The organism is Micromonospora sp. NPDC048930, assembly GCF_043197935.1.
GTDB lineage: Bacteria > Actinomycetota > Actinomycetes > Mycobacteriales > Micromonosporaceae > Micromonospora.
This window is the reverse complement of sequence record NZ_JBICUB010000006.1, coordinates 433,961-455,386: the sequence shown is the minus strand read 5'-3', so window position 1 is coordinate 455,386 and position 21,426 is coordinate 433,961. Positions and strand designations below refer to the sequence as shown.

Genomic DNA, 21,426 nt, shown 5'->3' with positions numbered 1-21,426 from the left:
GAACAAGCACTTGCCGCGCCGGGAGAATGTGATTGATACCAACGTTGAAATGCGGCATGTCGGCGTAACAAGGTCAGCCAGCCTGGCGCTGTTTGTTCTCGAGGCGATCGGTCCGCCCGACCTCCGATCGGACCGGCCGGAGGCCGCCCGCCGCCGCCGCACCCGCGATCATCGCGAGGGCCGCCAGGTGCAGCAGCCGTACGCCGGCGGGCGCCGGCACCGTGGCGGCCGGAAGGGCGGGCAGCAGCAGGCCGCCCAGCGCGCTGACCGCCAGCGCCACCGACCAGAAGGCGGCGGGGCGGGCCGGCGGCGCGGGCGGGCGTACCCCGTCGAAGATCTCACGACGGCGGGCGGCCCGGACGGCCAGGGCACCCACGACGACGCCGCCACCCAGCGAGCCGATCACGTCCGCGACCTGCCACCAGTACCAGCCCGTCGCCGCGTGGAAGTCCGCGATGCCCAGCAGCCGCGGCCACCGGTCGGTGTGGGTGATCCGGTCCCACGCGACGTGACTGACCGCGCCGAGCAGCGCCGACGAGACGGTGACCCGGGCGGGATGCCGCACGCCGCCCAGCGCGGCGTGATCCCGCCAGCCGAGGAGCCGCTCACCCGGCAGGTGCACGGCGACCCCGGCGATCACCCGGCGGACGATCCAGGCGTACGCGAGCGCGACCGGCAGGCACCACCAGAGCAGGCCGCCGAGGGTGTGGGTACGCGCGCCCAGGCTCCACGCGGTGCCGGTGAACAGGTAGCCGACGTCCGGCGCCACCGCGCCGGTGGCCAGCGCCACCCCGTCGAACCAGCGGGGCCGCCACAGCTTCAGCGGCAGCACCGGCGCCAGGTGCGAAGGGAAGGTCAACGGCACATTCCGGACCCTACCGGCGCGGTCAGAAGTGTCGGGTCAGGTCGGGAAAGGCGGCCAACCGGATCACCCCCGGATCACCGGGGTCGAGTTCGTCGTCCTCCAGCACCCAGGTGTTCTCGTTCGGGATGAAGACCGCGTTCATGCCGGCGGCCCGAGCGGGCCGGATGTCCGAGCGCGGGGAGTTGCCGATCATCCACGCGGCGGCCGGGTCGAAGGCGTGCTCGCGGGCCAGCCAGCGGTAGGTGTCCACGTCCTTCTCCCGCACGATGTGCGCGGCAGCGAAGTGGTGCAGCAGCCCGCAGGCGTCGAGCTTGCGCTGCTGCTCCTCCTGGTCGCCCTTGGTGAGCAGCAGCAGCCGGTGCCGGGTGGCCAGGTCGTCCAGGGTCTCCGCGACCCCGGGCATCAGCTCGACCTGGTGACCGATCAGCGCCGCCGCCAACTCCTCGATCTCGGCGAGCTCCCGCGGGGTCGCCGGCCGCTCCCGCAGCTTCGCCAGGCACTCGCCGAGGCTGCGCAGGAAGACCTTGCTGCCGTAGCCGTGTGCCACCGCGTTGGCCCGCTCGATGTCGTCGAGGACCGTCCGGATCTCGGTGCGGTCCAGCGTCGGATGGTCCAGCCAGGCGAGGAAGTCGTCGATCACCCGCTCGAAGAGGACGTTGTTCTCCCAGAGCGTGTCGTCGGCGTCGAAGACGAGCACCGCCGCCTCCCGGCGCTGTGGCATCGCTTACCCCTCCCGTTGGTGGACCGGGACACGCTACTGCGCCCGGGCGGGCCGGGACATCCCGGTTTCCGCCCTGCTCAGCGGCGCAGCGTCAGGATGAGGTCGGCGACCAGGGCGGTCCAGCCGGTCTGGTGCCACGCCCCCAGCCCGGCGCCGTTGTCTCCGTGGAAGTACTCGGGGAAGCAGAGCAGGTCCCGCCAGTCCGGGTGGGTCTGGAACAGCTGGGCCGCCCCGTAGATCGGCCGCCGGCCCCAGCCGTCCCGGGTGAACAGCGAGATCAGCCGGGCGGAGAGGTCGTCGGCGATCTGGTCCAGGGTCTTCTTCACCCCGGAGCGGGTCGGGTACTCCACCTGCAGGTCGTCGCCGAAGAAGGCGGCGTAGTCGCGCAGGGCGCTGATCAGCAGAAAGTTGGTGGGCATCCAGATCGGGCCGCGCCAGTTGGAGTTCCCACCGAACAGGCCACTGGTCGACTCGGCCGGCTCGTACCCGACGCTGAACTCCTGCCCGCCGAGGGTCACCGTGAACGGCTTGTCGAGGTGGGCCCGGGAGAGCGTCCGCAGGCCGTACTCGGAGAGGAACTCGTCGGTGTCCAGCATCCGGGCCAGCAGCCGCACCACCTGCTCCGGGCCGACCATGGACAGCAGCCGCTGCTGCCGGCCGTCCGGGCCGATCCGGCGCGCGCCGATCACGTCGGCGTACTCCGGGCGGTTGGTGAGGAACCAGCGCAGCCGGGCGCCCAGCTCGGGCAGCCGGTGCAGGGTCCGCGCGGTCAACCGGGTGACCGCCGCGAGCGGCAGCAGCCCGACCACCGAGCGGACCTTCAGCGGCACCTGGGTGCCGTCGGCCAGCCGCAGCACGTCGTAGAAGAAGGCGTCCTCGGCGTCCCAGAGCCCCTGGTCGTACGCGGCGGCGGCGATGTACGCGAAGTGCTCGAAGAACTTGGTGGCGGTGTCCACGTACGCCCGGTCGTGCTCGGCCAGCACGATGGCCATGTCCAGCAGGTTGAGCGCGTACATGGCCATCCAGCCGGTGCCGTCGGACTGCTCCAGCACCCCGGCGACCGGCAGCGCGGCCGAGCGGTCGAACGGGCCGACGTTGTCCAGCCCCAGGAAGCCCCCCTCGAAGACGTTGTTGCCGCCGGTGTCCTTGCGGTTCACCCACCAGGTGAAGTTCAGCAGCAGCTTGTGCATCACCCGGGCGAGGAACTCGTGGTCCCGGGAGCCGTCGATCTCGAACACCTTCAGCGCCGCCCAGGCGTGCACCGGCGGGTTGACGTCGCCGAACGCCCACTCGTACGCGGGGATCTGCCCGTTGGGGTGCAGGTACCACTCGCGCAGCAGGAGCAGCAACTGCTCCTTGGCGAAGCCCGGGTCGACCCGGGCGATGCTGACGCAGTGGAAGGCCAGGTCCCAGGCCGCGTACCAGGGGTACTCCCACGGGTCGGGCATGGAGATCACGTCGAAGCTGGTCATGTGCCACCAGTGGCTGTTGCGCCCGTGCCGGCGCCCGGCCGGCGGCGGCGCGGAGCCCGGATCGCCCTCCAGCCACCGCTTGACGTCGAAGTGGTAGAACTGCTTGCCCCACATCAGCCCGGCGATGGCCTGCCGGGCGACCAGCGCCTCGTCGGCGGTGGCGGCGGCCGGGATGACGCTGGCGAAGAAGCGGTTGGCCTCGGCGCGCCGCGCCCACAGCACGGCGTCGAAGTCGTCGCCCAGGTCGGCCGGGGGCGGCGGGGTGCTCGCCGGGGGCGGGCCGGTACGGGTCAGCCGCAGCCGGATCTGCCGCTGGCCGCCCGCCGGAACGTTCAGCACGTAGTGCAGCGCGCCCTTGGTGCCCTCCCGGTCCGGGTTGACCGTGTCCGCGCCGGCCACCACATGGTCGTTGATGCCGTCCTTCGGGTACGGGGACCGCCCGGGCAGCCCCCAGAGCCGCTCGGCGTTGGTGTCGTTGTCGCACAGCAGCGGGGTGGGCTCCCCGTCGCCCTCCAGCAGGAGCTGGCCGAGCACCCAGTGCTCGCCGACCAGCCGGGAGCCCTCGCCGACCAGCTTCGGCACCCGGTCCCCGCCGGGCAGCCCCCACGCCCAGGTGTTGCGGAACCAGAGCGTGGGCAGCACGTGCAGGGTCTCGTCCCGGTCCCCCCGGTTGGCGACCGTGACCAGCATGCACAGGTCGGTCGGGGACGCCTTGGCGTAGTCGACGGTCACCGCCCAGTACCTGTCGTCGTCGAAGATCCCGGTGTCCACCAGCTCGTACTCGGTGTCGTCCCGCCCGCGCAGCGCGTTCACCGCGACCAGCTCGTCGTACGGGAAGGCGGCCTGCGGGTAGTGGTACCGCCAGCGCATCCACGAGTGGGTGGGCGTCGAGTCCTCGTACCACCAGTAATCCTTGACGTCCTCCCCGTGGTTGCCGCCGTCGCCGCCGAGGCCGAACATCCGCTCCTTGAGGATCGGGTCGCGCCCGTTCCACAGCGCGAGAGCGAAGCAGAACGTCTGCCGGTCGTCGCAGACGCCCGCCATGCCGTCATCGTTCCACCGGTAGGCTCGGGACCGCGCGTGATCGTGGGGGAAGTAGTCCCAGGCCGTGCCGTGTTCGCTGTAGTCCTCCCGTACCGTCCCCCACGCCCGCTCGGACAGATAGGGACCCCATGCACGCCAGTCCTGCTCCCCGGCGTCGGCCTGGGCGAGCCGGTGCCGCTCGGGGTCGGGGGTCGCGGAAGTCGGGCGGTCTGTGATCACCTGCACATCTTCGACGCCGCCGGGATACTGCACCACAGCGGCCATTGTCGTCGTGAGGCGTCGCACCTCGCCGGTGGTGGAGGAAAGTTGATCGACATTTCGTTCGGCCCGCAGGTCTGCGGGGAGTTGTCCGCCTCCTCGACCAGGGAGTGGCTGCTCACCGATGGCCGGGGCGGCTACGCCATGGGCACCGTCGCCGGGCTGCGCACCCGCCGCTACCACGGGCTGCTGGTGCGGGCCCTGGACACCCCCGCCGCCCGCCGCGTGGGCCTGGTCAGCCTCGACCCGGCGGTGACCCTCCCCTCCGGCGCGCGGGTCCGGCTCGGCGCGCACGAATGGTCCTCCGGGGTGGTCGACCCGCGCGGCTTCGAGCTGCTGGAACGCTTCGACCTGACCGACGGGGTGCCGCGCTGGCGGTGGCGGATCGGCGACGTGGTGATCGAGCGGGAGATCGCCATGGCGTACGGCCGGTCCTGCGTGGCGGTGGTGCACCGGCTGGTCTCCGGCGGCCCGGTCCGGCTGGACCTGGCGGCGGCCTGCACCTGGCGGGACGCGCACGGCGAGCGCCGCGCCGACGGCCCCACCCCCCGGCTGGAGCCGGTGGCCGGCGGGGCCGTGGTCGAGGGCGCGTTCCGGCTGGCCGGCCCGGACTGGACGCCCGAGGGGCAGTGGTGGCTCGGCGTGCACCACCGGGAGGAGGCGGCGCGCGGCCTCAACCCGGACGAGGATCTCTGGTACGCGGGTCGGTTCTCCGGCGGGCTCGACGAGCCGGGCGCCACCGTGTCGGTGCTGGCCTGGGCCGACGACCTGACCGAGGAACCGCCGCCGGCGACGGCGCTGGTCGAGGCGGCCCGGCGGCGCAACCGGGCGGTGGTGGCCGCGGCCGAGCCGGACGACGCGCTGGAGGCGACCCTCGCCCTGGCCGCCGACGCGTTCGTGGTGCGCACCGGCCGCGGACCGGACGTGGTCGCCGGCTACCCGTGGTTCGGCGCCTGGTCCCGGGACACCATGACCTCGTACGAGGGGCTGTTCCTCTGCACCAACCGCGCCGACGAGGGCCGGGACCTGCTGCGGGCGTACGCGGCGACGCTGTCCGAGGGGATGCTGGCGAACACCGCCGACACCGGCCGGGTCGAGTACAACACCGTCGACGCCACGCTCTGGTTCCTGCACGCGGTGAGCCGGCACGTCACCGTCACCGGGGACACCGACCTCGGCGACGAGCTGCTGCCCGCGCTGCACGCCGTGGTGGAGGCGCACCTCGCCGGCACCCGGTACGGCATCGCCGTCGACCCGGCCGACGGGCTGCTCACCCAGGGCGGCCCGCCCGACGTCGCGCTCACCTGGATGGACGCTCGGGTGTACGGGGTGCCGGTGACCCCGCGTACCGGCAAGCCGGTGGAGGTCAACGCGCTCTGGGTGAACGGGCTGGCCGGGCTCGCCGAGCTGACCGAGCTGGTCGGCGGGGACGCCACCGCGCTGTGGGGGCGGCACGCGCAGGCGGCCGGCGCGTTCCGGGAGCGCTTCCCGGCACCGGTCGGCTGGCTGTACGACGTGGTGGACGCGCCCGCGCCCGCGTACCCGCTCGGCGGCGCGCCGCGCCACGACGACGACCTGCTCCGCCCCAACCAACTGCTCGCCTGGTCGCTGCCGTACGCCCCGCTGGAGCCGGACGAGGCCACCCTGCGCCAGGTCACCGAGGGGCTGTTCACCCCGCTCGGACCGCGCAGCCTCGCCCCCGACTCCCCCGGCTTCGTCGGGCGGCACCGGGGCGGGCCGGCCGAGCGGGACTCCGGCTACCACCAGGGCACCGTGTGGCCGTGGCTGATCGGGCCGTTCGTCGACGCGTACCGCCGGGCCGGGCTGCCGACCGACGACCTGCTGGTGGGCCTGGCGGGGCACCTGACGGAGTTCGGCCTCGGCTCGGTGAGCGAGACGGCCGACGCGCTGCCTCCGCACACCGCCACCGGCTGCCCGTTCCAGGCCTGGTCGGTGGCCGAACTGCTGCGCGTCATCCGGACGCGCCGGTAGCGCGTTACAGACCGGCAACCAGCGTGTCTCCGCTGGTTATCGACCGCTCGGCAGGATGGGCTGCGACCCCACGACGCACCCGGCGCGGTGCGCCGCGCGGCGTGCGACACACAACTCCAAGGGGGGCGCATGTCAGCTGACGCGGAAGTGATCGACATCCAGCCCGTCCGGCACCAGCGGGTGCTGATCCTGTCGTGGGAGTACCCACCCGTGCTCGTCGGTGGACTCGGCCGCCACGTGCACGCCCTCTCCGTCGCCCTGGCCGCCGCCGGCCATGAGGTCACCGTCGTCACCCGCCACGCCGAGGGCGCGCCCCTGGAGGAGTACGCCGACGGCGTGCGGATCCTCCGCGCCGCCGAGGACCCGGTCCGGTTCCCCCTCGCCACCGGCTCCCTGCTCGCCTGGACCATGGCGTTCAACCACACCCTCACCCGGGCCGCGCTGCGCGCCGCCGAGTCCGGCGGCTACGACGTCATCCACGCCCACGACTGGCTGGTCGCGCACACCGCGGTCACCCTGGCCGAGCACCTGGATCGGCCGCTGGTCACGACGATCCACGCCACCGAGGCCGGCCGGCACCAGGGCTGGCTGCCTGAGGAGATGAACCGGACCATCCACGGCGTCGAGCACTGGCTCAGCAACGCCTCGGCCCGGGTGATCGCCTGCTCGGGCTACATGCGCGACCAGGTGGCCCGGCTGTTCGACGTGCCGACCGGGCGGATCGACGTGGTACCCAACGGGGTCGACGACCGGGCCTGGCACGCCCGCCCCCGCGCGGTCGCCGCCGCCCGGGCCCGGTTCGCCGGCGCCGGCCCCCTGGTCGGGTACGCGGGGCGGCTGGTCTACGAGAAGGGGGTGCAGCACCTGGTGCGCGCCGTGCCGTACCTGCGGGACCGGCACCCCGGGCTGCGGGTGGTGATCGCCGGCGACGGCCCGTACCGGGAGGAGCTGGTCGACCAGGCGCGGCGGCTGCACCTCGGGGAGACCGTCCGGTGGGCCGGCTTCCTGGACGCCACCCAGCTTCCGGCGGTGCTCGGCGCCACCGACGCCACGGTCGTCCCCAGCCTCTACGAGCCGTTCGGCATGGTCGCCCTGGAGGCCGCCGCCGCCGGTGCGCCGCTCGCCGTGGCCAGCACCGGCGGGCTGGCCGAGATCGTCGAGCCCGGCGTCACCGGGGTGACCTTCCCGCACAGCGACCCGGACGCCCTCGCCGGCGCGGTCGACCGGCTGCTCGGCGACGAGGTCTTCGCCCGCCGGGTGGCCCGCCGGGCCCGCAGCATGGTCACCGAGCGGTACGGCTGGGCCACCATCGCGGCCCGCACCGCCGCCAGCTACGCCGCCGCCCGCCGGGAACACGCCACCTTCCAGGCCCGCCGCGCCGCCCTGCCGGCCGGTGGCCGATCAACCATCGCCATTCCGGACGGAAATCTGCTGACCGGGGCCGCGAGCTGAACCACGCCACCCCGACGGGCGATGGTGGCGTCCGATCCGTTGGCTATGGTGGACACCACCCGCGGTGAGGAGAACGGTGCAGCAGGTAGTGATCGCCGGCCGTTACCGCCTGCTCGACCTCGCCGGACGCGGGGGCATGGGCCGGGTCTGGCGGGCCCGGGACGAGATGCTGCACCGCGAGGTGGCGGTGAAACAGGTGGTGCCGCCCGCCTGGCTCGCCGGGCACGAGCGGGACGAGCTGCGCGCCCGCACCCTCCGGGAGGCCCGGACGGCCGCCCGGCTCAGCCACCCCAACGTGGTCCAGGTCTACGACGTGGTCCGGGTCGACGACGACCCGTGGCTGGTCATGGAGTACGTCCCGTCGCGGTCGCTGCAGGAGATCGTGGACGGTGACGGGCCCCTGAACCCCCGGCGCGCGGCCGGCGTCGGGCTGGCGGTGCTGGCCGCGCTGCGTGCCGCGCACGACGCCGGGGTGCTGCACCGGGACGTGAAGCCCGCGAACGTACTGCTGGCCCGGGACGGCCGGGTGCTGCTCACCGACTTCGGGTTGGCCGTCTTCGACGGCGGCGACGGCATGATGACCCGGCCCGGGCTGGTCCTCGGCTCCCCGCAGTACGTGGCCCCGGAACGCGCCGCCGAGGGGGTGTCCAGTGTCGAGGCGGACCTGTGGTCGCTGGGCGCCACCCTGCACGCCGCCGTCGAGGGACGCTCCCCGTACGCGCGCAGCACGGCGATGGCTACCCTCACCGCGCTGGCCAGCCAACCGCCGGACCCGGCGCCGCACGCCGGCCCGCTCGCGCCGGTGCTCGCCGGGCTGCTCCGCCGCGACCCGCGCCACCGGCTGGACCACGACGACGCGGCCCGACTGCTCGCGCTCGCCGCCAGCGGGCCGGGCACCGGAGCCCTGCCCGGTCCGGTCGCCGCCGTGCCGAGCTGGGACAGCACCGGCTCGTCCCCCGTGCCGCCGCCCGAGGGCGGATACCCGGACGTGGCACCGCCGGCCGCCGCCGCGCGGGCGTGGAGCCGGGCGGCGCACCGCGCCGGCGCGGCGGCTCCGCCCGACGGGAATGCCACGCCGGGACTGCCGGACCCGGGCGACAACGAGGCCGGGCACCCGCGGCGGCGACGCCGGGCGCTGGCCCGCCGCTGGGGACTCGCGGCGGGCGCGCTGGCACTGGCCGTGGCCGCCGGGGCCGGCACCGCCCTGGCGGTCACCGACGGCCGCGGGGGCGAGGCGGCGGGGGACCCGCACGGGCCGCCCGGCGAGCCGTGGGAGCCCCGGCCCGGGCCGCCCCCGGACGGTCGCCCGCCACCGCCGCCACCGTTCCCCTGTGTCCGGCCCGACGTGGCCGGCGAGCCGGTGACCGCCGGGTCGCCGCCCGCCGGCGGGAACGCCACGCTGCCGGCCGGCTGGATCTGGTACGGCGACGCCGGAAGTTTCCGCCTCGCCGTACCGGCCGACTGGCGCTACCTGCGCTCCGGCGACACCACCTGCTTCCAGGACCCGGTCAACCGGCGCATCCTCGGTGTCGAGCCGTACCCGGGCGGCGCGGACCCGGTGGACCAGTTGCGGGCGGCCGAACGGAACCTGACCGCGAGCGGCCGGCTGCCCGGGTACCAGCAGGTGCGGCTCGCCGCGGCGGGCGGCGGCGCCGAGTGGGAGTGCCGCTGGACCGCGCCGTACGGGGAACGCATGCACGCCCTGCGGGTGCTGCCCGGGGACGGCGGCGGCTGGACGCTCGGTTGGACCACGTCGGACGTCGACTGGGCGGCCGGCGCCGGGCAGCTCACCCTGATCCGGCAGAGCTTCCGGCCGGGCCGTTCCACCCGCTCCACCGGTTGACCGCCCGGCGTCTCAAGCCCGACAGAAATGTCCGACGCGCCGGTACGAACCGACATACTCCCTGGTGATCCGGCGGCACCCGGCGGACCGGTCCCATCCGTCTCCCCAGTGGACCGTCCGGGTGATGCCCCGCGACCCGAAGGCTTGACTACAGTGACGTAGTTTTGTCGATCAAGATCTCTGGGGAAGGGCGAGTCGACATGATGGGACCGTCCCACGCGCTCTCCGGCGCGGCGGTGTGGCTGACCGGCTCCTGGGCGTTGGACCAGTTCGCCGACTACCACCAGACGCCGCTGGCGCTGGCGGTGGGCACCGCGGTCTGCGCGGGCGGGGCACTCTTCCCCGACCTCGACCTGTCCGGCAAGGTGACCCGCAACCAGGGCGGGGCCACCGTGGCGCGGACGTTCGGGGTGTTCAGCCTCTTCCTCGCCGAGGTGATGGAGAAGATCTCGCTCGGCGTCTACTACGCGACCAAGCTGAGCAAGGACCCGCGCCGCAACAACGGCCACCGGACGCTGACCCACACCATCCCGTTCACCCTCCTGGTCGGCTGGGGCACCACCGCGCTCTGCGCCCACTACGGCAAGTGGGCGGTGGTCAGCATCCTGTTCTTCATGATCGGGCTGGCGCTGCGCGGGCTCTTCGACGAGTGGGCCGAACGGGCCGGCTGGGTGATCGTCACCCTGGCCTCGGCCGCCGCCGCCTGGTACACCGCCGCGAACCTCCCCGGCGACCGGGGCTACCCGCTGATCGGCATGGCCGTCGGGGTGGGCTGTTTCGTGCACATCCTCGGCGACATGATCACCCGGGCGGGGGTGCCGATCCTCTGGCCCATCCCGATCAAACGGCGGATGTGGACGATGGTCGGCCTGCCCAACAGCATCGCGCTGCGCACCGGGAGCAAGGCCGAGACGATCGTGCTGCGGGCGGCGCTGACCGTCCTCGCGGTGCTCGCCGCGGTGGGGCTGGTCGCACCGTCGGTGCTGCACCGGTTCAACATCGAGATGTGAGAGACGCTCGACACGGGCCGGCGGAACAGAACCGGCCGCCGGCCGAGGACGCGGCGGTGCCCGGGTTCTGGCGGCGGCTGGGGCTGCCCGGGCTCGCCGACGTGCACACCCACTTCCTGCCGCCGCGCCTGCTGCACAAGGTGTGGGCGTACTTCGACTCGGCCGGTCCGCTCGTCGGCCGGGAGTGGCCGATCCGGTACCGGTGGGACGACGACGCGCGGGTGGCGCACCTGCGCCGGCTCGGCGTGCGGGCGTTCACCGCGCTGGCGTACCCGCACCGGCCGGAGATGGCGGAGTCGTTGAACCGGTGGACGTTGGAGTTCGCGGCGCGTACCCCCGGCTGCCTGCCCTCGGCCACGTTCTTCCCGGAGCCGGGGGCCGAGCGCTACGTCGCCAAGGCGCTGGGGGCCGGCGCACGGGTGTTCAAGGTGCACCTGCAGGTGGGCGGCTTCCTGCCGACCGACCCGGCGCTGGACGCCGTGTGGGGACTGCTGGCCGACGCCGGCGTGCCGGTGGTGGTGCACGCCGGGCACGCCCCGGTGGGCACCGCCCACACCGGGCCGGGGCCGTTCGCCGCGCTGCTCGCCCGGCACCCCGGGTTGGCCGCGATCGTGGCGCACCTGGGCGCCCCGGACTACGCCGCGTTCCTCGACCTGGCCTCGGCGTACGAGCGGGTCCGGCTGGACACCACCATGGTGTTCACCTCGTTCTTCGACCACGCAGCGCCCCTCCCGGCGGCGGAGCTGCCGCGGCTGCGGGAGCTGGGGCTGGCTGGCAAGGTGCTGCTCGGCAGCGACTTCCCGAACATCCCCTACCCGTACGCGGAGCAGCTCGCCGGGCTGGCCCGGCTCGACCTGGGCGACGACTGGCTGCGCGCGGTCTGCTGGGGCAACGCCGCCACCCTGTTCGGCCTCACGGCAGACTGAGCGCGGGCCACCGACCAGGCCCGACGCGTTCCGTCACCGCCTAGTCAGCTTCTTGGCCTTGAAGGGGCCGAGGTTGCGGATCGTGTTCGGTGCTGGCTGCATCGGTCACGCCGCGTTTGGCAGGCTGACTGCTGCCCAGTCCGTGGCACCGCGTGTGGCGATGTTGCGGGCTGCGTTCACGTCGGCGTGCTCAGCGAAGCCGCAGGACGTGCATCGGAAGGTGGTCTGGTTGGGGCGGTTGGCTTTGGCGATGTGCCCGCAGGTGGAGCAGCCCTGCGAGGTGTACGCCGGGTCCACGTGAACGAGAGCTATCCCGGACCGTGTCGCTTTGTAGGCGATGAACTGGCCGAGTTGGTGGAACGCCCACGAGTGCAGTGTGACCCGCTGGGGCCGTCGGAGCCGTACCCGGTCGCGGATGCCCGTGAGGTTTTCCAGGGCGATACCGCGGCCGGTGCGTTCGGCCTCGGTCACGATCTGCTTGGCGATGCGATGGTTGATGTCGGCCGCGAATCGGGCTTCCTTACGGCGGCGGGCCTTCAGGAGCCGCTTGGCCGATTTGGTGCCGATGCGCTGGAGTTTGGCCCGCAGCCGCTGGTTACGGTGACGGACCCGGTTCAGGCCCTTGCCGCTGTGTCGGGTGCTGTCGTTGGTGGTGGCGATGTTCGCGATGCCCAGGTCAACGCCGAGGAACCCGTCAGGCTGCTTCACCTCGACATCAGGGATGTCGCACGTGGCGTACAGGAACCATTTGCCGTCGCGGCACACCAGGTCGGACTCGCCCCGCCGGTGCGCCGCCAGGGTGGCGTACTGCTGCTCTGAGCAGCCGAACCGAACTCGGGTCAACCGGCCACCGACGGCCCAGATCGACACCGTGCGGTCGGCGAGCTGCCAGGACAGGCACCTGTCATCGAACGGCTGCGCGGCGTCGCGGCGAAACACGATCGGCTTCGCCTCGGCCTTGCGGCGGCGTTTCGACCCGGGCTTGCCGAGGTTACCGGCGCGAATATTGGCCTTCAGGGTGGCGTACCCACCAGCGACCTTACGGGCGACATGGATCGCCGGCTGAGCCGACAACCCCATCGCCTTCAACCGCCCGTAGGTGAGCCGCTGCAACGCCTGCTTGCCGAACACCCGCGCCCGATAAGCCTCGCCAGAGACCACGTTCGCCGCCTCGTTGCACAGGCTCAACGTGTCCCGCAACGCCGCCTCCTGGCCAGCATCAGGGAACAGGCGTACCTGCACGACGATCTTCACCGTCCACAGCCTAGCGTCTATCTATGTCACCTAGATGGGGCCCAGACCCAGACGTTCGCCGCGGCCGCACTGTCATCCACAACCTGCACGTCCACCTTGTCTTCGTCACCAAATACCGGCGGGACGTGCTCAACGACGCCATGCTCACCCGGTGTAGGCAAATCATGGCCGACGTGTGCGACAAACTCGGCGCGCAACTACGGGAGTTCAACGGCGAACACGACCACGTCCACCTGCTCGTCCACTACCCACCGAAACTGCCGATCTCCACCCTGGTCAACCGACTCAAAGGCGTCTCCACGCACTACCTGCGGCAGAAATTCACCGACCGGATCAACCCGCACATCACGCACGGCCACCTATGGTCGCCGTCATACTTCGCCGAATCATGCGGTGGGGCACCCCTCGCCGCCATCCGCGAGTACATCGGAAACCAGAAACGTCCCGGCTCATGACGCGATCCTTCCCGGCCCTGAAGTTCCTCGCTAACTCATGTTGACGCGCGTGTAACACGTGACCTACCGTCTGTCGAAACGCTTCGTCGAAGCGCTTCGACGATCCCCGGGCGACCGCCCGGCCGCCACCGGAGGAGGTGCGGGATGGCCACCATGCAGGACGTCGCCCGCCTCGCCCGGGTGTCGGTCAGCACCGTGTCGTACGTGCTCACCGGCGCCCGGCCGATCTCCCAGGCGACCCGGGACAAGGTGCTCGCGGCCATGGCCGAGCTGGACTACCAACCCAACGCGATGGCCCGCGGCCTGGCCAGCCGGCGCAGCCGCATCCTCGGCCTGCTGCTGCCGATGGACGAGCGGGGTCTCGGCGCCACCGAGACCGCCTTCGTCACCGGCGCGGCCGCCGCGGCCAGCGCCGCCGGCTACCACCTGGTCCTCTCCCCGGTCGGCGTCAACGACCTCGACGAGCTGCGCCGGCTGGCCAGCCAGCGGATGCTCGACGGCGCGCTGCTGATGGAGGTGCAGCTGGCCGATCCCCGGGTGGCCGTCCTGCGGGAGGTCGGCGTGCCGCTGGCGCTCATCGGTCGCACCGAGGACCCCGCCGGCCTGTCGTACGTCGACATCGACTTCGACCGGACGGTGCGCGACGCCGTCGATCACCTGGTCGGCCTCGGGCACCGCCGGATCGTCTACGTCAACCACTCCGCCGCGGCCATCGCGGCCGGCTACGGCCCGGCGCTGCGTACCCGGGACGCCTTCGCGGCGGCCATGGCCGCGCACGGCCTGGACCCGCTGATGATCCCCGCCGAGGACAGCGCGGCCGGCGGGCGGGCGGCGCTGACCACCGCCTTCACCCGGGCCCCCGACCTGACCGCGGTGCTGGCCATGAACGAGAACGCCGTCTTCGGCATCCTCGGCGAACTGGCCGGCCGCGGCCTGACCGTGCCCGGGGACGTCTCGGTCGTCTCGATGGTCACCTCGCCGCAGGTGGCCGAGCTGGCGACCCCGGCGCTGACCACGATGACCTCACCCGGTTCGGCGCTGGGCCGGACCGCGGTCGAGACGCTGCTGCGGCACCTCGACACCGACAGCGGCGAGATCCACCAGCAACTGCTGCCCTGCGCGCTGGAGGTGCGCGGTTCGAGCGGGCCGCCCCGCACGGCGGGCGGCGACAGCACCACCGGCGCCGGCCCTGCCAGGCCGGCACCGGCACGTACCGACGAAGCAGCCCGCCGCCGCGCTGCCACGCGACGACGGGCCTAGGGAGTACCGGCTCGATACTCACCAAGGAGATTAGCAATGCAGCGACTCCGGAGAGTCGCCGCCGTGGCCGTGCTGGCCGCGCTCGCGGCGACCAACGTGACAGCCTGCGGCAGCGACGACGGCGGGGACGGCGGCGGGGCCAAGACCCTCAAGCTGTGGCACTACGAGAGCGCGAACAGCGCGATGGGCGTCGCCTGGGACAAGGCGATCGAGATCTTCAAGCAGGAGCACCCCGGCGTGGAGGTGCGCTTCGAGCGCAAGGCGTTCGAGCAGATCCAGCAGAACGCCGGCATGATCATCAACTCGTCCGAGGGTCCGGACGTGATGGAGTACAACAAGGGCAACGCCACCGCCGGCCTGCTCTCCTCGCAGGGCCTGCTCACCGACCTCACCGACCAGGCCACCAAGCGGGGCTGGGACAAGGCGCTGAGCCCCAGCCTGCAGACCACCGCCCGGTACGACGACAAGGGCGTGATGGGCTCGGGCAACTGGTTCGGCGTGCCCAATTACGGCGAGTACGTGATGGTCTACTACAACAAGGACCTGTTCGCGAAGTACGGCGTCAAGGTGCCCACCACGCTCGACGAGATGACCCGGGCGATGGACACCTTCGTCGGCAAGGGCGTCACCCCGCTGGGCACCGCCGGCGCCGAGTACCCGGCCGGGCAGCTCTTCTACCAGCTCGCCCTGGCCAAGGCCGACCGGGCGTTCGTGGACAACTACCAGCTCTACAAGAACCCGGTCGACTTCCACGCCGACCCGCTGAAGTACGGCGCCGAGACCTTCGCCGAGTGGGTGCGCAAGGGCTACGTGTCGAAGAACGCGGCTAGCGCGAAGGCGGAGGACATGGGCACCGCGTTCATCGCCGGCAAGACGCCGATGATCGTCTCCGGCAGCTGGTGGTACGGCCGGTTCAAGAGCGAGATCAAGTTCAACTGGGACACCTTCCTCTTCCCGGGCAACACCCTGAACGCCGGCTCGTCGGGCAACCTCTGGGTGGTCCCGGCCACCAGCAAGGCCAAGGACCTGGCGTACGACTTCATCGACATCACCATGCGCCCGGAGGTCCAGGCGCTGATCGGCAACAACGGCGGCGTACCGGTCGTGGGTGACCCGGCGAAGATCAGCGACCCGAAGGACCGGAAGCTGATCGAGAACTTCAACACGATCAGCGCGCAGGACGGGCTGGCCTTCTACCCCGACTGGCCCGTGCCCGGCTACTACGACGTCCTCGTCTCCGGCTTCCAAGGGCTGATCAACCAGTCCAAGTCGCCCGAGCAGGTGCTCGACGCGATCGCCAAGCCCTACCAGGACGGCGTCGCGGAGATCAAGCGCAACTGACGACGGCGGGGCAGGCGCGCCAGCAGACGGGGGCCTGCCCCGCCCCGGAAGGACCCCCATGGCAGTGCCCGACACCGTGGTCGCCGGGGCGACCACGGCATCCCCGAAACCGGCGGCCGGACCCCGCCGCCGCCCGTCCCGCCCCGACGCCGCGTACTGGCTCTACCTGCTGCCCGGCGCGGTGCTGTTCCTGCTGGTCATCGGCGGACCTCTGGTCTACACCGGCTACCTCTCCCTCACCCGGTGGTCGGGCGTCGGCGACCCCACCTTCATCGGCCTGGAGAACTACCGGAACCTGCTGGACGACGAGGTGTTCTGGACTTCGTTCCGCAACACCCTGGCGATGATCGTCGCGATGGTGGTGCTGCCCACCCTGGTCGGGCTGGTGCTCGCCGCGGTGTTGTTCGACACCATCGGCCGCCGGTTCCGGCCGCGCACCGCCGCCGCCCTGCGGGCCGCGTTCTACCTGCCGCAGGTGCTCCCGGTCGTGGTGGCCGGCATCGTCTGGGGTTGGATCCTGCGGCCCGACGGCGCGTTCAACGGGCTGCTCGACGCGGTGGGGCTCGGCTCGCTGCGCCACGACTGGCTCGGTGACCCGGACACCGCCCTGCCCGTGGTCATGGCGGTGATGATCTGGGTGCAGATCGGCTACCCGGTGGTCGTCTTCATGGCGGCGCTGGAGCGGGTGGACCCGGAACTCTACGAGGCGGCGGAGATCGACGGCGCCGGCTGGTGGCGCCGGTTCCGGGCGATCACCCTGCCGCAGATCCGGCCGGAGACCTTCGTGGTCGGGCTGACCTGCACCATCGCCGCGATGAAGGTGTTCGGGCCGATCTACGCGCTGACCCGGGGCGGCCCGGAGAACGCCACCAACGTCCCGTCCTACTTCGCCTACTACACGTTCTTCAAGAAGCTGCACGTCGGCTACGGCTCGGCGATCTCGATGGTGCTCACGCTGATCATCGTCGTGGTGAGCGTGCTGTTCATCCGGGCGCAGAACCGGGCCGAGCGGCGGGACGGGGGATTCTGATGGCCGTCCCGCTCACGCCGCCGGCCGGCGCCGGCCGCACCCGGCGGGTCCCGGACCGGCACCACCGCGGCGCCACCCGGTGGATCGTGCTGGCACTGGTCACCGCGGCGGCGCTGGCGATGCTGATCCCGTTCGCGTTCATGCTGCTCAACGCCTTCAAGTCGCCCGGCGACTACTCGACCAACGGCCCGCTGAGCTGGCCGTCCGAGTTCTACACGAAGGGCCTGCGGACGTACTGGGAGCAGGTCGACTTCCCGGTGAAGCTGTGGAACTCGATCCTCATCTCCGGCTCGGTCGCGGTGCTCGCGGTGGTCGTGTCGCTGCTGAACGCGTACGCGCTGGGCGTCGGCCGGGTCCGCGGCCGGCTCTGGATCATCGGCCTCTTCCTGCTGGCCAACATGCTCCCGCAGGAGTCGCTGATCTACCCGCTCTACCACTTCGCCAAGGAGGCGGGGCTCTACAACACCCGACTCGCCGTGATCATCATCTTCACGGTCATCCAGAGCGCGTTCGGCACGTACCTGCTCGCCTCGGTGCTCGGCACCTTCCCCCGCCCGCTGCTGGAGGCGGCGGCGCTGGACGGCGCCGGCAAGTGGCGGATCCTGTGGCGGGTGGTGCTGCCCAACCTGCGCCCCACCCTCTCGGTGCTGCTCGTCTTCTTCTTCATCTGGACCTGGAACGAGTTCCTCATCCCCCTGGTCATGCTCATCGACAACCAGACCCAGACCGTCCCGGTCGCGCTCGCCTCGTTGCAGGGCGACCGGCTGATGGACGCCCCGACCACCAACGCCGGCTCGCTGCTCAGCCTCGTCCCGGCGATCCTGTTCTTCCTCATCTTCCAGCGCACCCTGGCGCGCGGCATCACGGCGGGAGCCGAGAAGTGAAGTTCACCGACGGGTACTGGCAACTGCGGCCCGGGGTCAGCGTGCTGCGCCCCGGCACGGTCGAGTCGGTGGAGCCGGACGAGCGCGGGTTCACCGTGTTCGCGCCCACCGGCCGGATCACCGGGCGCGGCGACACCCTCAACCGGCCGGTGGTCACCGTGCGGTTCTTCTCCCCCGCGCCCGGCGTGATCGGGGTGACCATCGGCCACCACTCCGGCGGGCTGCCCCGGGAGCCCCGGTTCGCCCTGGCCGAGTCCGGCGACCATCCCGTACACGTGGAGGTCACCGGGGTCACCGCGCGGCTCACCACGGGTGAGCTCACCGCGCGGGTCGCGCTGGTCGGGCCCTGGCGGGTCGACTTCCTCCGCGGCGACCGGCTGGTCACCTCCTCCACCGAGCGCAGCATCGGCATCGTCACGGACGCCGAGGGCCGCAAGTACGTGCACGAGCGGCTGGCGCTGGGCGTCGGCGAGACGATCCACGGCCTCGGCGAGCGGTTCGGCCCGTACGTCAAGAACGGCCAGACCGTGGACATCTGGAACGCCGACGGCGGTACGGCCAGCGAGCAGGCGTACAAGAACGTGCCGTTCTACCTCAGCAGCGCCGGGTACGGGGTCTTCGTGGACCATCCCGAGCTGGTCTCCTTCGAGGTGGGCTCGGAGGTGGTGTCGCAGACCCAGTTCAGCGTGGCGGGTCAGTCGCTGACGTACCACGTGATCGACGGCCCCACCCCGAAGGACGTGCTGCGCCGGTACACGGCGTTGACCGGTCGCCCGGCGCGGGTGCCGGCCTGGTCGTACGGGCTGTGGCTGTCCACCTCGTTCACCACCCAGTACGACGAGAAGACGGTGACCGAGTTCATCGACGGGATGGCGGAGCGGGACCTGCCGCTGTCGGTGTTCCACTTCGACTGCTTCTGGATGCGGCAGTTCCACTGGGTCGACTTCGTCTGGGACCCGGAGACCTTCCCCGACCCGGAGGGCATGCTGCGCCGGCTGCACGAGCGCGGCCTGAAGGTCTGTGTCTGGATCAACCCGTACATCGCCCAGCGGTCGTACCTGTTCGAGGAGGGCCGGCGGGCCGGTTACCTGGTCCGCAACCCGGACGGCTCGGTCTGGCAGTGGGACAAGTGGCAGGCCGGCATGGCGCTGGTCGACTTCACCAACCCGGACGCGGCCCGGTGGTTCGCCGGCAAGCTCAAGGTGCTGCTCGACATGGGCGTCGACTGCTTCAAGACCGACTTCGGCGAGCGCATCCCGACCGACGTGGTGTGGCACGACGGCGCCGACCCGCAGCGGATGCACAACTACTACGCGTACCTCTACAACCGGACCGTCTTCGAGTTGCTGGAGGCCGAGCGCGGCGAGGGCGAGGCGGTCCTGTTCGCACGGTCGGCCACGGCGGGCGGGCAGCAGTTCCCGGTGCACTGGGGCGGCGACTGCGAGTCCACCTTCGTCGCGATGGCCGAGTCGCTGCGGGGCGGGCTGTCGCTGGCCGCGTCCGGCTTCGGGTACTGGAGCCACGACATCGGCGGCTTCGAGGGCACCCCGGATCCGGCGGTGTTCAAGCGGTGGATCGCCTTCGGGCTGCTCTCCTCCCACTCCCGGCTGCACGGCTCCGGGTCGTACCGGGTGCCGTGGGCGTACGACGACGAGGCCGTGGACGTGCTGCGCCGCTTCACCCGGCTCAAGCTGCGGCTGATGCCGTACCTGGCGGCGGCGGCCGAGGAGGCGCACCGGGACGGGGTGCCGATGATGCGGCCGATGATCCTGGACTTCCCGGACGACCCGACCGCCCCGTACCTGGACCGGCAGTACATGCTCGGCCCGGACGTGCTGGTGGCGCCGGTGATGAGCGCCGACGGGCAGGTGACCTACTACGTGCCGGCCGGCACCTGGACCCACCTGGTCACCGGCGCGCAGGTCACCGGCCCGGGTTGGGTCACCGAGAAGCACGACTTCGACAGCGTGCCGGTGCTCGCCCGGCCCGGCGCGGTCATCCCGTTCGGCGCCGTCCACGACCGGCCGGACTACGCCTGGGCCGACGGGGTCCGGCTGCGACTGTTCGCGCCGGTGGAGGGGCAGCGGACCCGGGTCCGTGTGCCCGCGCCGGACGGCGGCGCCGGGGCCGAGTTCGAGGTCCGGTACGCGAACGGGACGGCCGGCGTCGAGCTGGTGGCGGGCGCATCGTCGAGTTACGTGGTGGAGGTGGCGGAGTGAGCGGGTTCCGGTTTCCGGAGGGCTTCGTCTGGGGGTCCGCGACGGCGGCGTACCAGATCGAGGGCGCGGCGAAGGAGGGCGGCCGGGGGCCGTCCATCTGGGACACCTACAGCCACACGCCCGGCCGCACCCTGAACGGGGACACCGGTGACGTGGCGGCCGACCACTATCACCGCTGGGCCGAGGACCTGGAGCAGGTCGCCGCGCTCGGGCTCGGCGCGTACCGGTTCTCGATCTCCTGGCCTCGGGTGCAGCCGGGCGGCTCGGGCGCGCTCAACCAGGTGGGGGTGGACTTCTACGCCCGGCTGGTGGACCGGCTGCTGGAGCTCGGCATCCAGCCGGTGGCCACGCTCTACCACTGGGACCTGCCGCAGGAACTGGAGGACGCGGGTGGCTGGCCGGCGCGGGACACCGCGTTGCGGTTCGCCGACTACGCCGCCGGCATCGTGGGGGCGCTCGGCGACCGGGTGCACACCTGGACCACGCTCAACGAGCCGTGGTGCTCGGCGTACCTGGGCTACGCCTCCGGGGTGCACGCGCCGGGGCGTACCGAGCCGGCCGCGGCGCTGGCCGCCGTGCACCACCTGAACCTGGCGCACGGCCTGGCCGGCCGGGTGATCCGGGACCTCGCCCCGGCGGCGCGGCTCTCGGTCACGCTGAACCTGCACGTGATCCGGCCGGCGTCGGACTCGGCCGCCGACAACGACGCGGTACGCCGGATCGACGCGCTCGCCAACCGGGCGTTCCTCGGGCCGATGCTGGACGGGGCGTACCCGCAGGACCTGCTCACCGACACCGCGGCGGTCACCGACTGGTCGTTCGTGCGCGACGGCGACGAGCGGACCGCCGCGGTGCCGCTGGACGTGCTCGGGGTGAACTACTACTCCAGCACGCTGGTCCGCGCCTGGGACGGGGTGTCGCCCCGGTCGGACGCGGACGGGCACGGCGACTCGGCCCACACGCCCTGGGTGGGCGCCGAGGACGTGGACTTCCTGCCCCAGCCCGGCCCGCACACCGCGATGGGCTGGAACATCGACCCGGGCGGCATGACCGAGCTGCTGCTGCGGCTGCACCGGGAGTACCCCGACCAGCCGTTGATGATCACGGAGAACGGCGCGGCGTTCGACGACGTGGTCGCCCCGGACGGCGCGGTCCACGACGACCGGCGGGTGGACTACCTGCGCCGGCACATCGGCGCGGTCGGCGACGCGATCGCGCGCGGGGCCGACGTCCGGGGGTACTTCGTCTGGTCGCTGATGGACAACTTCGAGTGGGCGTACGGCTACGACCGGCGGTTCGGCATCATCCGCGTCGAATACGACACCCTGGCCCGCACCTGGAAGGACAGCGCCCACTGGTACCGCCGGCTGGCCACCACGAACCAGTTGCCGGACGCCTGA

Annotated in this window: 16 protein-coding genes; 12 read left to right on the top strand and 4 right to left on the bottom strand. The window is 72.3% G+C overall.

Annotated features, from left to right (window positions below):
- Positions 1–73 precede the first annotated feature (73 nt).
- From ACGFI9_RS19000 to ACGFI9_RS18990, 3 genes are all read right to left on the bottom strand, one after another.
- Entirely contained in the window at positions 74–865 is a 792-nt protein-coding gene (locus tag ACGFI9_RS19000) for a DUF4184 family protein (protein WP_393179311.1), read from the bottom strand.
- Positions 866–887: 22 nt separating this feature from the next.
- Positions 888–1,586 carry an HAD family hydrolase gene (locus ACGFI9_RS18995; protein ID WP_393179309.1) on the bottom strand — a complete coding sequence of 233 codons (699 nt, stop codon included), beginning with the start codon at positions 1,584–1,586 and terminating at the stop codon, positions 888–890.
- Positions 1,587–1,663: 77 nt separating this feature from the next.
- Positions 1,664–4,366 carry a glucosidase gene (locus ACGFI9_RS18990; protein ID WP_393179395.1) on the bottom strand — a complete coding sequence of 901 codons (2,703 nt, stop codon included), beginning with the start codon at positions 4,364–4,366 and terminating at the stop codon, positions 1,664–1,666.
- 42 nt (positions 4,367–4,408) lie between these two features.
- Between ACGFI9_RS18990 and ACGFI9_RS18985 the strand changes: the two genes are divergently transcribed.
- The 5 genes from ACGFI9_RS18985 to ACGFI9_RS18965 all read left to right on the top strand — a co-directional run bounded on the left by ACGFI9_RS18985 (position 4,409) and on the right by ACGFI9_RS18965 (position 11,583).
- Positions 4,409–6,352 carry an amylo-alpha-1,6-glucosidase gene (locus tag ACGFI9_RS18985; RefSeq protein ID WP_393179307.1) on the top strand — a complete coding sequence of 648 codons (1,944 nt, stop codon included), beginning with the start codon at positions 4,409–4,411 and terminating at the stop codon, positions 6,350–6,352.
- Positions 6,353–6,481: 129 nt separating this feature from the next.
- Entirely contained in the window at positions 6,482–7,804 is a 1,323-nt protein-coding gene (locus tag ACGFI9_RS18980) for a glycosyltransferase family 4 protein (RefSeq protein ID WP_393179306.1), read from the top strand.
- Positions 7,805–7,880: 76 nt separating this feature from the next.
- Positions 7,881–9,647 carry a serine/threonine-protein kinase gene (locus ACGFI9_RS18975; RefSeq protein ID WP_393179304.1) on the top strand — a complete coding sequence of 589 codons (1,767 nt, stop codon included), beginning with the start codon at positions 7,881–7,883 and terminating at the stop codon, positions 9,645–9,647.
- 200 nt (positions 9,648–9,847) lie between these two features.
- On the top strand, positions 9,848–10,657 hold the full coding sequence (locus tag ACGFI9_RS18970) for a metal-dependent hydrolase (protein ID WP_393179302.1): 810 nt from the start codon (positions 9,848–9,850) through the stop codon (positions 10,655–10,657).
- A complete protein-coding gene (locus ACGFI9_RS18965; RefSeq protein ID WP_393179301.1) occupies positions 10,654–11,583 on the top strand; it encodes an amidohydrolase family protein in 930 nt (309 codons plus the stop codon). Before ACGFI9_RS18970 ends, ACGFI9_RS18965 begins: the two co-directional genes overlap by 4 nt.
- Before the next feature lie 105 nt (positions 11,584–11,688).
- On the opposite strand, the gene ACGFI9_RS18960 is transcribed toward ACGFI9_RS18965, so the two are convergent.
- Positions 11,689–12,837 carry an RNA-guided endonuclease InsQ/TnpB family protein gene (locus tag ACGFI9_RS18960; protein WP_393179299.1) on the bottom strand — a complete coding sequence of 383 codons (1,149 nt, stop codon included), beginning with the start codon at positions 12,835–12,837 and terminating at the stop codon, positions 11,689–11,691.
- 23 nt (positions 12,838–12,860) lie between these two features.
- Between ACGFI9_RS18960 and tnpA the strand changes: the two genes are divergently transcribed.
- The 7 genes from tnpA (at position 12,861) to ACGFI9_RS18925 (ending at position 21,426) form a co-directional block, all read left to right on the top strand.
- Positions 12,861–13,292, top strand: a complete 432-nt coding sequence (tnpA, locus tag ACGFI9_RS18955; RefSeq protein WP_393179297.1) for an IS200/IS605 family transposase — start codon at positions 12,861–12,863, stop codon at positions 13,290–13,292.
- 144 nt (positions 13,293–13,436) lie between these two features.
- Positions 13,437–14,552, top strand: a complete 1,116-nt coding sequence (locus ACGFI9_RS18950) for a LacI family DNA-binding transcriptional regulator (RefSeq protein ID WP_393179295.1) — start codon at positions 13,437–13,439, stop codon at positions 14,550–14,552.
- A gap of 36 nt (positions 14,553–14,588) precedes the next feature.
- A complete protein-coding gene (locus tag ACGFI9_RS18945; RefSeq protein ID WP_393179294.1) occupies positions 14,589–15,893 on the top strand; it encodes an ABC transporter substrate-binding protein in 1,305 nt (434 codons plus the stop codon).
- Between the two features lie 58 nt (positions 15,894–15,951).
- Positions 15,952–16,923 carry a carbohydrate ABC transporter permease gene (locus ACGFI9_RS18940; protein ID WP_393179292.1) on the top strand — a complete coding sequence of 324 codons (972 nt, stop codon included), beginning with the start codon at positions 15,952–15,954 and terminating at the stop codon, positions 16,921–16,923.
- Positions 16,923–17,807 carry a carbohydrate ABC transporter permease gene (locus tag ACGFI9_RS18935; RefSeq protein ID WP_393179290.1) on the top strand — a complete coding sequence of 295 codons (885 nt, stop codon included), beginning with the start codon at positions 16,923–16,925 and terminating at the stop codon, positions 17,805–17,807. Before ACGFI9_RS18940 ends, ACGFI9_RS18935 begins: the two co-directional genes overlap by 1 nt.
- Positions 17,804–20,026, top strand: a complete 2,223-nt coding sequence (gene yicI, locus ACGFI9_RS18930) for an alpha-xylosidase (protein WP_393179288.1) — start codon at positions 17,804–17,806, stop codon at positions 20,024–20,026. Before ACGFI9_RS18935 ends, yicI begins: the two co-directional genes overlap by 4 nt.
- Positions 20,023–21,426: a GH1 family beta-glucosidase gene (locus ACGFI9_RS18925; protein WP_393179286.1), complete on the top strand. Its 1,404-nt coding sequence runs from the start codon at positions 20,023–20,025 to the stop codon at positions 21,424–21,426. The genes yicI and ACGFI9_RS18925 overlap by 4 nt, the downstream gene beginning before the upstream one ends.

What these genes read in the sequence shown, in the direction of transcription:
- ACGFI9_RS18995 (WP_393179309.1), bottom strand. Translation starts at nt 1,586, where the DNA reads ATGCCACAGCGCCGGGAGGCGGCGGTGCTCGTCTTCGACGCCGACGAC.
- ACGFI9_RS18990 (WP_393179395.1), bottom strand. Translation starts at nt 4,366, where the DNA reads ATGGCCGCTGTGGTGCAGTATCCCGGCGGCGTCGAAGATGTGCAGGTG.
- ACGFI9_RS18980 (WP_393179306.1), top strand. Translation starts at nt 6,482, where the DNA reads ATGTCAGCTGACGCGGAAGTGATCGACATCCAGCCCGTCCGGCACCAG.
- ACGFI9_RS18970 (WP_393179302.1), top strand. Translation starts at nt 9,848, where the DNA reads ATGATGGGACCGTCCCACGCGCTCTCCGGCGCGGCGGTGTGGCTGACC.
- tnpA (WP_393179297.1), top strand. Translation starts at nt 12,861, where the DNA reads ATGTCACCTAGATGGGGCCCAGACCCAGACGTTCGCCGCGGCCGCACT.
- ACGFI9_RS18950 (WP_393179295.1), top strand. Translation starts at nt 13,437, where the DNA reads ATGGCCACCATGCAGGACGTCGCCCGCCTCGCCCGGGTGTCGGTCAGC.
- ACGFI9_RS18945 (WP_393179294.1), top strand. Translation starts at nt 14,589, where the DNA reads ATGCAGCGACTCCGGAGAGTCGCCGCCGTGGCCGTGCTGGCCGCGCTC.
- ACGFI9_RS18940 (WP_393179292.1), top strand. Translation starts at nt 15,952, where the DNA reads ATGGCAGTGCCCGACACCGTGGTCGCCGGGGCGACCACGGCATCCCCG.
- ACGFI9_RS18935 (WP_393179290.1), top strand. Translation starts at nt 16,923, where the DNA reads ATGGCCGTCCCGCTCACGCCGCCGGCCGGCGCCGGCCGCACCCGGCGG.